This window comes from Blautia difficilis, assembly GCF_014297245.1.
In the GTDB taxonomy this organism is placed as follows: domain Bacteria; phylum Bacillota; class Clostridia; order Lachnospirales; family Lachnospiraceae; genus Blautia_A; species Blautia_A difficilis.
Map to the genome: position 1 here is coordinate 57,464 of NZ_JACOQG010000017.1, position 10,966 is coordinate 68,429.

Annotated in this window: 9 protein-coding genes and 1 tRNA gene; 6 read left to right on the forward strand and 4 right to left on the reverse strand. The window is 43.1% G+C overall.

Going from position 1 to position 10,966, the window contains the following annotated elements; genetic code table 11:
- Nucleotides 1-240: 240 nt before the first annotated feature.
- From H8Z82_RS11030 to H8Z82_RS11040, 3 genes are all read right to left on the reverse strand, one after another.
- Nucleotides 241-1,524, reverse strand: a complete 1,284-nt coding sequence (locus tag H8Z82_RS11030) for an O-acetylhomoserine aminocarboxypropyltransferase/cysteine synthase family protein (RefSeq protein ID WP_186995134.1) — start codon at nucleotides 1,522-1,524, stop codon at nucleotides 241-243.
- Nucleotides 1,525-1,698: 174 nt separating this feature from the next.
- Nucleotides 1,699-1,771, reverse strand: a tRNA-Phe gene (locus H8Z82_RS11035).
- A gap of 113 nt (nucleotides 1,772-1,884) precedes the next feature.
- The gene (locus H8Z82_RS11040) at nucleotides 1,885-3,069 is read right to left on the reverse strand and encodes an iron-containing alcohol dehydrogenase (protein WP_186995135.1); all 1,185 of its coding nucleotides are present in this window, start codon (nucleotides 3,067-3,069) and stop codon (nucleotides 1,885-1,887) included.
- A 257-nt stretch (nucleotides 3,070-3,326) separates the two neighbouring features.
- Between H8Z82_RS11040 and glyA the strand changes: the two genes are divergently transcribed.
- The 6 genes from glyA (at nucleotide 3,327) to H8Z82_RS11070 (ending at nucleotide 9,213) form a co-directional block, all read left to right on the forward strand.
- On the forward strand, nucleotides 3,327-4,565 hold the full coding sequence (gene glyA / locus H8Z82_RS11045) for a serine hydroxymethyltransferase (RefSeq protein ID WP_186995136.1): 1,239 nt from the start codon (nucleotides 3,327-3,329) through the stop codon (nucleotides 4,563-4,565).
- A gap of 324 nt (nucleotides 4,566-4,889) precedes the next feature.
- Complete coding sequence (locus H8Z82_RS11050) at nucleotides 4,890-5,798, forward strand: NAD(P)/FAD-dependent oxidoreductase (protein ID WP_186995137.1); 909 nt, start codon at nucleotides 4,890-4,892, stop codon at nucleotides 5,796-5,798.
- Between the two features lie 97 nt (nucleotides 5,799-5,895).
- Nucleotides 5,896-6,198 (forward strand): thioredoxin, encoded by a 303-nt coding sequence (gene trxA, locus H8Z82_RS11055; protein ID WP_186995138.1) that lies wholly within the window; start codon nucleotides 5,896-5,898, stop codon nucleotides 6,196-6,198.
- 6 nt (nucleotides 6,199-6,204) lie between these two features.
- On the forward strand, nucleotides 6,205-7,893 hold the full coding sequence (locus H8Z82_RS11060; protein ID WP_186995139.1) for a B12-binding domain-containing radical SAM protein: 1,689 nt from the start codon (nucleotides 6,205-6,207) through the stop codon (nucleotides 7,891-7,893).
- A gap of 134 nt (nucleotides 7,894-8,027) precedes the next feature.
- A complete protein-coding gene (locus H8Z82_RS11065; protein ID WP_173743180.1) occupies nucleotides 8,028-8,693 on the forward strand; it encodes an AIR synthase-related protein in 666 nt (221 codons plus the stop codon).
- Between the two features lie 19 nt (nucleotides 8,694-8,712).
- The gene (locus H8Z82_RS11070; RefSeq protein ID WP_019160987.1) at nucleotides 8,713-9,213 is read left to right on the forward strand and encodes a tRNA (cytidine(34)-2'-O)-methyltransferase; all 501 of its coding nucleotides are present in this window, start codon (nucleotides 8,713-8,715) and stop codon (nucleotides 9,211-9,213) included.
- A 73-nt stretch (nucleotides 9,214-9,286) separates the two neighbouring features.
- Here the strand turns inward: H8Z82_RS11070 and H8Z82_RS11075 are convergent, their stop codons facing one another.
- Nucleotides 9,287-10,840 (reverse strand): ABC-F family ATP-binding cassette domain-containing protein, encoded by a 1,554-nt coding sequence (locus H8Z82_RS11075; RefSeq protein ID WP_186995140.1) that lies wholly within the window; start codon nucleotides 10,838-10,840, stop codon nucleotides 9,287-9,289.
- Nucleotides 10,841-10,966: the final 126 nt, after the last annotated feature.

Sequence of the window (10,966 nt, forward strand, 5' to 3'; positions counted from 1 at the left end):
AAGTAAGTCCCCTGATTCAATTGCGAAAAGCAATAAGCAGTGGGTGGGGACTTGCTTGTATCAGGAGGAGTGCAAGCTCCTTCTGATAAACTGCGAAGCAGTTATTCGGTTATGAGCAAGTAGCAAAGCGGATTGCGAATATCCGCTTGACCTGAAAATAAAAATCCGGGAGAATCTGGAAATGATCTGTTATATCTGTGATCATTTCGGAAGTTCTTCCGGATTTTTTGAAATTATCTTTTATGCGTTTTGTAATGCCTGTTCAATATCAGCGATAATGTCATCCACATTTTCAATACCAACAGAGAGACGGATCATTCCAGGTGATACGCCGGCTTCTGCAAGCTGTTCATCGTTCATCTGACGATGGGTATGGCTTGCCGGATGCAGGATCATGGTTTTGGATGCTGCTACGTGAGTTGCGATGGTGGCAAGCTTTAAGCTGTCCATAAAGCGGACTGCAGCTTCTCGACCGCCTGTCAGCTCAAAGGAGATAACACCACAGGTTCTGCCTTCGTTCATGTATTTCTGAGCAAGTGTATAGTATTTGTCATCAGGAAGTCCTGCATAGTTTACGTGAGACACTTTCTCATGGGCATTCAGGAATTCGGCGATCTTCTGTGCATTATAGCAGTGACGTTCTACACGAAGAGGAAGAGTTTCCAATCCCAGGTTTAACAGGAAGCAGTTTGTAGGAGACGGGATGGAGCCAAGATCACGCATCAGCTGAGAGGTTGCCTTTGTGATATAAGCCTTCTTTCCAAACTGTTTCGTATAAATAACACCATGATAAGATTCATCCGGTTCAGTCAGTCCGTGATATTTGTGTCCATAGGCATCCCAGTCAAAGTTACCGCTGTCAACGATAGCACCGCCGACCTGTACAGCATGTCCGTCCATATATTTGGTTGTGGAATGGGTAACGATATCAGCGCCCCACTCAAAAGGACGGCAGTTTACAGGTGTAGCAAAGGTGTTGTCTACAATAAGCGGAACTTCATGTTCGTGAGCAACCTTAGCGAATTTTTCAATATCCAGAATTACCAGAGCCGGGTTTGCGATGGTTTCTGCGAAAAGTACTTTTGTATTCGGACGGAAGGCAGCTGCGATTTCTTCAGGGCTTGCATCGGTGTCAACGAAAGTGCAGTCAATGCCAAGCTTCTTGAAAGTAACAGCCAGGAGGTTGAAGGTTCCTCCGTAAATGGTGGAGGCTGCTACCACATGATCTCCAGCTTCACAGATATTGAAAACTGCGTAGAAATTAGCTGCCTGTCCGGAAGAAGTAAGGATTGCAGCAACACCACCCTCCAGATCTGCAATTTTTGCTGCTACAGCATCATTTGTGGGGTTCTGCAGACGGGTATAGAAATAACCCTCTGCCTTCAGATCGAAAAGCTGTCCCATTTCATCAGTAGTATCATACTTGTATGTTGTACTCTGACAGATTGGAAGTGCACAAGGTTCACCCTTTGATGGGGTGTAACCGGAATGGAGGCATTTAGTCTCTAATTTTAAGTCACTCATGAGTTTGATTCCTTTCTTTATGCGTAAGTTGCTCCAGTAAATTATGTATTAATATGGGAAAATCAGATAATATGATGGGATATTGATACAAAATTTCATGATAGCAGTAAGAAAATTATACCGCCGAAAACCAGATAAGACAATAAAAAGACAATAAAAAATGAAATAAAAAAATGCCCAGAGCCGGAATCGAACCAGCGACACGAGGATTTTCAGTCCTCTGCTCTACCAACTGAGCTATCTGGGCATTTGGTCTGTGATTTGTTGTATCACAGGCCTTATCATAGCATATTGATTGTTTGAATGCAAGTAATTTTTATGATTTTTGCGAAAAAAGAGAAAGTTATAACAAAATTTACTTTATCTTGCCATAAGGTAGATTTTTTCTATATCTCTCATATTGAGCTGCTTGAAGACTCCGATGGTTCGAGTGTCTTCGAAACTGCATTTGAATGCCAGATCATGAATTTGCTGATCTGTGAGATCCAGACCCAGTTCGTGTAAACTGGTGGGCATTTCTACAGAACGGAAAAAATTTTCCATTGCTACGATTCCTGCAAGGGCTGTTTCTTTATAATCAGTTCCACATGGAATGTCAAATACGTTAGTGGCAAACTGAGCGAAACGTTCAGGATTTACCTCGTAGACATAGCGTGCCCAGCTTCCCCAGATGGCAGCAAGACCTGCACCGTGGGTTACATTGTAGACACCGCCCAGTTCGTGTTCAAGCTGATGACAGGCCCAGTCACCGCCCCCGGTACCGCATCCGGTCAGACCATTGTGGGAGAGACTTCCTGCCCACATGATTTCTGCCCGTGCACTGTAGTTTTCCGGTTCCTTCATAAGGATACGGGCATTATAAATGACCGTCTGCATCAGAGCTTCGCTGATACTGTCTGTGATCTCCATAGTTTCAATATTTACAAAATATCGCTCCATAGTGTGCATGAGGATATCCACACATCCACTTTCTGTCTGATATTGAGGAAGTGTATAGGTGAGACGTGGATTTAAGATGGCAAATTTGGGTCTGCAGTAATCAGTCTTTGCACAGCCTCTTTTTTCCTCGGTTTCTTCATTGGTGATAACGCTGGAACTGCTCATTTCACTTCCGGAAGCTGCAATTGTAAGAATGACACCGATGGGCAGACAACCGGTTGGAACAGCCTTTTTCAGACAGAAATCCCAGACATCGTTGTCCGGATTTGCAACACCATAGCCGATAGCCTTGGAAGAGTCAATAACACTTCCACCTCCTACAGCAAGAATAAAGTCTACATTTTCTTTTCTGCATAACTCAATTCCCTCGCGGACTTTGGAGAGATGTGGATTAGGAACCACACCACCCAGAGTGACATATTCAAGGTCTGATTCTCTCAGGTTAGAAGTGATTTCATCGATCAGTCCGGAACGGACAGCACTTTGACCACCGTAATGGATCAGCACTTTTTTTGCACCATATTTCTTCAGCAGGGAACCTGTCTGAAGGTGGGTATCTTTGCCAAAAACAACCTGGGTTGGTGTATAATATTCAAAATTTCTCATGATATGTAAAAGACCTCCTATAGCTTTACAGGTTAAACGAATCAGGTAAGTCCTCTGCGTTGAGTGTAAAACGTAACAGGTAGCAGGTGGGACTTCCTCTTTATATTAAAACAAATAATGGGAAAATAGTCAAAAAATAATAAAATAACAAAATATTTTTACTACACGGACAAATGTCTTTTTGTGGTTGACACAACGGAAGGAATTGGTTATAATCGTGATAATTACTGAGCTTATAACAAAGGAGGATTACTAAGATGTATTCAATCGACGATGTAGCAAAGACAGACAAGGATATTGCAGACCTGATCAAGGCGGAGCTTGCACGCCAGAATTCCCATATTGAGCTGATCGCTTCAGAGAACTGGGTAAGTAAAGCAGTTATGGCAGCAATGGGAAGCCCTCTTACGAATAAATATGCGGAAGGATATCCGGGGAAGAGATTTTACGGCGGATGTTCCTGTGTAGATGAGGTAGAAACTCTTGCGATCGAACGTGCGAAAGAATTATTCGGATGTGAATATGCAAATGTACAGCCACACTCCGGAGCACAGGCAAATATGGCAGTCTTTTTTGCAATGCTGCAGCCGGGAGATACAGTAATGGGTATGAATCTGGACCATGGCGGACATCTGACACATGGAAGTGCTGCAAATATGTCCGGAACCTACTTTAAGCCCGTATATTATGGAGTAAATGATGACGGTGTGATCGATTATGAAGAGGTCAGAAGAATCGCCATTGAGAATAAACCAAAGCTGATCGTAGCAGGTGCAAGTGCCTATGCCAGAGTTATAGATTTTAAGAAATTCCGTGAGATTGCAGATGAAGTTGGGGCTTATCTGATGGTAGATATGGCGCATATTGCCGGTCTGGTAGCAGGTGGACAGCATCCAAGCCCGATTCCTTATGCAGACGTTGTAACTACAACCACACACAAAACTCTGCGTGGACCAAGAGGCGGTCTGATCTTAAGCAGTGCAGAGAATGCAAAGAAATTCAACTTTAATAAAGCAGTATTCCCTGGAATCCAGGGTGGTCCTCTGATGCATGTGATCGCTGCCAAGGCAGTATGTTTCAAAGAAGCACTTCAGCCGGAATTTAAGGAATATGCAAAGATGATCGTTGAGAATGCGCAGGCACTTTGCAAAGGACTCCAGAAACGAGGAATTGATATTGTTTCCGGTGGTACGGACAATCATCTGATGCTTGTAGACCTCAGAAGTCTGGGCGTTACAGGCAAGCAAATGGAGAATCTTCTTGATGAAGTAAATATCACCTGCAATAAGAACGCAATTCCCAATGATCCTCAGTCTCCATTTGTTACAAGTGGTGTACGTCTCGGAACAGCAGCAGTTACTTCACGAGGCATGAAACCGGAAGATATGGACAAGATCGCAGAAGCAATTGCTATGACCTTAAAAGAAGAAGGCAGCCAGGAAAAGGCAAAGGCAATCGTCAAAGAACTTACAGACAAATATCCTCTGGTTGGATAAATAAATCATACAAAATAATGTATAAAAGCGAAATGCATGGTTCATGAGTGAACAGCACTTCGCTTTTATTTATTATGTCGCTGAATCGAGAAACTTATTTAATCGAATCAAGTAAGTCCCCTGCGGAGGTTACAAAAAGCAATAAGCAGTGGGTGGGGACCTTAACCAAATTATACCAAAATTATCCAAATAAAATCATGGATTTTTTTCAGAAAACGTAGTATAGTAACAATAGCTGATAATAAGTTACTGAGAACAGAGTGAACAGTAACGATGATATATCACAGTATATTGAAAACAATCACAGAGAGCAGGTGACAGAATTTGGAAAAAGTGATAATCATAGGTGCCGGACCTGCAGGAATTTCCGCTGCGCTTTATGCAGTTCGTGGAAATCTGGATCCCCTGGTGATCAATAATGGGATCGGTGCATTGGAAAAAGCAGAGAAAATAGAAAACTATTATGGATTGGAACATCCTCTGTCCGGTCAGGAACTATATGACACAGGAATTAGTCAGGCGAAAGCGCTTGGCGTACGAATATTGGATGCACAGGTTCTGGGAGTCGGTGGGTTTGATACTTTTGTGGTAAAAACTACAGAAGGTGAATTGGAGACTCAGAGTCTGATCCTTGCAACAGGAAGCAAACGTGCTGCACCGAAGATTCCGGGTGTTAAAGAGTTTGAGGGAAAAGGTGTCAGTTACTGTGCAATCTGCGATGCTTTCTTTTACAGAGGCAAGGATGTGGCAGTTCTGGGAAATGGTGATTTCGCCATGCATGAAGCAAAGGAATTGTCCAATACTGCTTCTACAGTAACCATTTATACCAACGGTGAAGAACCGGAATTTACACCTGAAGAGAATATCAGTGTAAACACAATGAAGATCCAGTCTGTAGAGGGCGATGATCTGGTATCCGGAATCCGTCTTGAACCTGATGTGCAGGTGGAGGAAATAAATGCAGAAGCAGGTCAGCAGGCAAATGATTTCTGTCCTGCAGATGGTGTATTTATAGCAATGGGAACTGCAGGCAGTACTGAGATTGCCCGCCAGATGGGAGCCGAACTTACTGAAAAAGGCAACATTAAAGTTAATGAAAATATGGAAACAACCATCCCAGGACTCTATGCGGCAGGTGACTGTACAGGTGGACTTCTTCAGGTGGCGAAAGCTGTCTATGAGGGAGCACAGGCTGGTATTAATGCAGGAAAGTATGTAAGAGCTTTAAAATAAAAACTGAAAATTTAACAGAGTTATAGTGCTGATATTATAAAATCAGAGAACTTACATTGTAAATTTTTATAAAGAATAAGCAAAGGAGATATGAATTATGGCAAAAGAGATTACAACAGCAAATTTTGAAACAGAAGTATTAAAATCTGAGAAACCGGTTCTTATTGATTTCTGGGCAACATGGTGTGGTCCATGTATGCGTCAGGGTCCGATTGTAGAAGAACTGGCAGAAGAGGGATACGCAGTAGGAAAAGTAGACGTAGATCAGAATATGGAGCTTGCACAGCAGTTTCGCGTTGTAAGTATCCCTACACTGATCCTGTTTAAGAATGGGGCAGAAGTGCAGCGTTTTGTAGGTCTTACTTCCAAAGAAGACTTAAAGAGTGCACTGGAAGGCTAAAGCTTTATGAAGATTTTATTAGCGGCATGCAATGCCAAATATATTCATTCCAATCTTGCAGTCTATGATCTGCAGGCATATGCATCTGAATATACAGACCATATCATATTGAAAGAATATACGATCAATCAGCAGAAAGATGATATCATGCGTGATATTTATCTGGAGCATCCGGATGTGGTATGTGTGTCCTGTTATATCTGGAATATTTCTTTTGTAAAAGAACTGATGGCAGATCTGGCAAAGATTCTTCCGGACGCCGACTTCTGGGCCGGCGGTCCGGAAGTTTCTTATGATGCGGAGAAATTTCTGTCAGAGAATCCGGAATTTACAGGAGTTATGGTAGGAGAAGGGGAAGAAACTTTTCAGGAACTTTCAGGATATTATGTTAAGAAGAATCCGGAAAAACTGGAAAATATAACAGGAATCTGCTACAGAGACGGAGAGAAGATCATACATAATGGATGGCGTCAGATCATGGATCTCAGCAGTATTCCCTTTATTTACAAAGATCTGTCAGAGTTTAAGAACAGGATTATTTATTATGAGAGCAGCAGAGGATGTCCCTTTTCCTGCAGCTATTGTTTGTCTTCTGTAGATAAGAAGCTGCGGTTCAGGGATATAGAGATGGTGAAAAAGGAACTGCAGTTTTTTATAGATCATAAGGTTCCGCAGGTGAAATTTGTAGATCGTACCTTTAACTGTAAACATGATCATGCGATGGCAATCTGGAAGTATATTAATGATCATGACAATGGGGTAACAAACTTTCATTTTGAAATATCAGCAGATCTGTTAAGAGAAGAGGAACTGCAGGAAATGTCAACCATGCGCCCAGGTCTGATCCAGCTGGAGATCGGAGTACAGTCCACAAATCCGGATACAATTAAAGCGATACACAGAACAATGGATTTTGAAAAGCTGAAAGGAATTGTGGACCGTATCCACAGCTTTGGAAATATCCATCAGCATCTGGATCTGATCGCAGGACTGCCCTATGAGGACTATGACAGTTTCCGCAATTCTTTTAATGATGTTTATGCGCTAAAACCACAGCAGCTTCAGTTGGGATTTTTGAAAGTTCTGAAAGGCTCGCATATGATGGAAATGTGCCGTGAATATGGCATTGTCTATAAGAATCGGGAACCCTATGAGGTTCTTTCCACAAAATGGCTGGATTATGATCATGTTCTGAAATTGAAAAATGTGGAAAATATGGTGGAAGTGTATTATAATAGTGGACAATTCCAGAAAACACTGGAATATGCGGAGAGCTTTTTTCCGGATGCGTTTTCTATTTATGAAGGTCTTGGAATCTTTTATATGGAAAAAGGGTATGGAGATGTTTCTCATACCAGAATGAGACGGTATGAAATTCTTCTGGAATATCTGGAGACTGTACCGGGAATTTCCAGGGCAGAGGTAGCTGACCGAATGATACTGGATCTTTATCTGAGAGAAAATCTGAAGAGTCGTCCGGGATTTGCCGGGGATCAGAAGCCCTATGAAAAGCTTGTATGGGACTACAGAAAGCGGGCACATGTACCGAAAAATGCCCATGTGGAAGTGTTCGGAAACGGCAGAGCTTTGTATTTTGACTATAACCGCAAGGATCCTCTGGATAACAATGCTTATGTGGAGGATGTTACAGAACAAATTTTTAATTTCAGAGGTAACTCTGAGAGTTGTTATTAAAACGAGGTGACAGAAATGGGAATGTTTAATCCAAAAAACCGTAAAGTGATCTGTGCGATCATTGCTGTGATTCTGGTGCTGGCGATGGTAGTGCCGATGGTATTATCTCTTCTGGTTTATTAAGGGGCAGTACAATGAGACTGGGACAAAAAGCAATGGAAGCATTACAGGCAGAGGTTACCGGATGCCTGCAGCCGGGAGATGAACTGGTTGTGGCCTGTCCGGTGGCACTGGGAGGAACTTCACGTATTGCAAAACAGGAGAGAGAGAAACTGTCAGAGCGATTTTCAGCAGGCTTTGTCTGTGACTGTATGTTGTTGCAGCAGGAATACGGATTCAGTAAAAAAGACCATGAAGGCAGAGATATGAGTAATCTTCATCTGGAGGAAAAAGCAGAAGGCAGCAGTATATGGCAGATGGCTGTGCAGGCAGGTGCAAGTGCTCTCTATGCCATGGGCGAAGGGGGATTTTTAAGTGCCCTCTGGAAAGTGGCAGAGGCTTCCCAGGTGGGACTGACTGTGGATTTCCGTAAGGTACCTGTCCGTCAGGAAACGATAGAGGTCTGTGAAATATTTGATCTTAATCCATATAAATTGTGTTCACATGGATCTGTGCTTATTGGAATCTGTGGCGGAGAGGCATTAGTTCAGGAACTTCATAATGCAGGCTATGAAGCTGCAGTGATCGGACAGACCAATGCCGGAAATGATCGTCTGCTGTACAGCGGTGGGAATGCAAGATATCTGGAACGACCGGCAGAAGACGAATTATATAAAGTGTGCAAGAAACAAAAGAAATAAAAAGAACAGGACTAATAAAATGGCAAAGTTAAATATTGTACTTCATGAGCCGGAGATTCCGGCAAATACAGGAAATATTGGACGTACCTGTGTGGCAACAGGCACCAGACTTCATCTAATCGAGCCACTGGGCTTCTCCCTGAGCGAGAAGGCGCTGAAGCGTGCAGGAATGGATTACTGGAAGGACCTGGATGTAACTACCTATCTGGATTATGAGGATTTTCTGCAGAAAAATCCGGGAGCAAAGATTTATTATGCCACTACAAAAGCTCCCCAGACCTATGTGGATGTTAATTATGAGGAAGACTGTTATATTATGTTTGGCAAAGAAAGTGCAGGAATCCCGGAGGATATTCTTGTGAACCATCAGGATACCTGTGTGCGGATTCCTATGATCGGAGATATCCGTTCTTTGAATCTGAGTAATTCTGTAGCTATTGTTCTTTATGAGGCACTGCGTCAGAATCATTTTGACCATATGAATCTGGCCGGACATCTGAGAAATTATGAGTGGGATTGAGTGAAAGATTCGGACTGCCTGATGGGAGTTTTGAACAGAAAAGCTGCCTGATGGCAGCTTTTTTTACATTTATTTAGAGCTTGGTGGTCCATTGAGACAGATCCCAGACCTGGGTAGCCAGGCCTTCATAGAATTCCGGCTCATGGCAGACCATCAGGACACTTCCCTTGTACTCCTTCAGGGCTCGCTTTAATTCTTCCTTGGCAGCCACATCCAGATGGTTGGTTGGCTCGTCCAGCAAAAGTACATTGGTAGGTCTGTTTAACAATTTGCAAAGTCTTACCTTGGCTTGTTCACCGCCACTTAAAACCATGATACGGCTCTCAATATGTTTGGTGGTGAGACCACATTTTGCCAGAGCAGAGCGTACCTCATACTGGGTGTAGGAAGGAAATTCCTGCCAGATTTCATCAATGCAGCTGTTATCTCCGGAACCGGACATTTCCTGTTCGAAATAACCGATCTCCAGGTAATCCCCCTGTTCTACTTCGCCGGACAGAGGCGGGATCAATCCCAGAATACTTTTTAACAGAGTAGTCTTACCGATGCCGTTGGCACCGATCAGGGCTACTTTTTCTTTGCGCTCCATGGTCAGATTCAAAGGTTTGGACAGCGGTTCGTCATATCCGATGACAAGATCCCTTGCTTCAAAAATAATGCGGCCGGTGGTGCGGCCTTCCTTGAAATGGAATTCCGGTTTTGGCTTTTCAGCAGCCAGTTCGATCATATCCATTTTGTCCAGCTTTTTCTGACGGGACATAGCCATATTGCGGGTGGCAACACGGGCCTTATTTCTGGCTACAAAATCCTTCAGGTCTGCAATTTCCTTCTGCTGTCGGTTGTAGGCGGCCTCCAGCTGGGATTTTTTCATAGCATACACTTCTTGAAATTTATCATAATCGCCTACATAGCGGTTCAATTCCTGATTATCCATATGATAGACTAGATTGATCACACTGTTCAGAAATGGAATATCGTGGCTGATTAGGATAAAGGCATTTTCGTAATCATTCAGATAACGTTTCAGCCATTCAATATGCTCTGCATCCAGATAGTTAGTGGGCTCATCCAGGAGAAGAATATCCGGTTTCTCCAGCAGAAGCCTGCCCAACAGAATCTTGGTACGCTGCCCGCCGGATAATTCTGTTACATCACGGTCCAGACCGATTTCTGTCAGTCCCAGTGCCCGGCCTACTTCCTCAACTTTGGCATCGATCATATAGAAATCATGCATGGTCAGCAGATCCTGGAGGGTACCCAGATCCTCCATATACTGCTCCAGTTCTTCAGGAGTAGCATCGCCCATTTTTTCACAGATTTCATTCATCTGTTTTTCCATATCGTACAGAAAATCAAAGGCAGAGGCCAGTACCTGGCGGATAGTCATTCCGGAAGTCAGTACGGTGTGCTGATCCAGATATCCAACCCGGACATTTTTGGCCCATTCCACTTTGCCTTCGTCCGGCATTAATTTTCCGGTAATAATATTCATAAAGGTAGATTTTCCCTCGCCGTTGGCTCCGATAAGCCCCACATGCTCACCTTTCAGCAGACGAAAGGACACATCATTAAAAATCGCACGGTCACCAAAGCCGTGAGTCAGGTGTTCTACATTTAATATACTCATAAATTCTCGTATAATCCAATTATCTTAGATGGTAATTGGATTTTTCCTTTCTCCCAGTTAACACTGGGTATTTATTTCCATCTCTGATATATTTTGAAAAGGCACTGTGGATCTGTATCTATAACT

Bases quoted from the DNA above. Each gene is read 5' to 3' on its own strand.
- H8Z82_RS11030 (WP_186995134.1), bottom strand. From the start codon at position 1,524: ATGAGTGACTTAAAATTAGAGACTAAATGCCTCCATTCCGGTTACACC.
- H8Z82_RS11060 (WP_186995139.1), top strand. From the start codon at position 6,205: ATGAAGATTTTATTAGCGGCATGCAATGCCAAATATATTCATTCCAAT.
- glyA (WP_186995136.1), top strand. From the start codon at position 3,327: ATGTATTCAATCGACGATGTAGCAAAGACAGACAAGGATATTGCAGAC.
- H8Z82_RS11075 (WP_186995140.1), bottom strand. From the start codon at position 10,840: ATGAGTATATTAAATGTAGAACACCTGACTCACGGCTTTGGTGACCGT.
- H8Z82_RS11040 (WP_186995135.1), bottom strand. From the start codon at position 3,069: ATGAGAAATTTTGAATATTATACACCAACCCAGGTTGTTTTTGGCAAA.
- trxA (WP_186995138.1), top strand. From the start codon at position 5,896: ATGGCAAAAGAGATTACAACAGCAAATTTTGAAACAGAAGTATTAAAA.
- H8Z82_RS11070 (WP_019160987.1), top strand. From the start codon at position 8,713: ATGGCAAAGTTAAATATTGTACTTCATGAGCCGGAGATTCCGGCAAAT.
- H8Z82_RS11065 (WP_173743180.1), top strand. From the start codon at position 8,028: ATGAGACTGGGACAAAAAGCAATGGAAGCATTACAGGCAGAGGTTACC.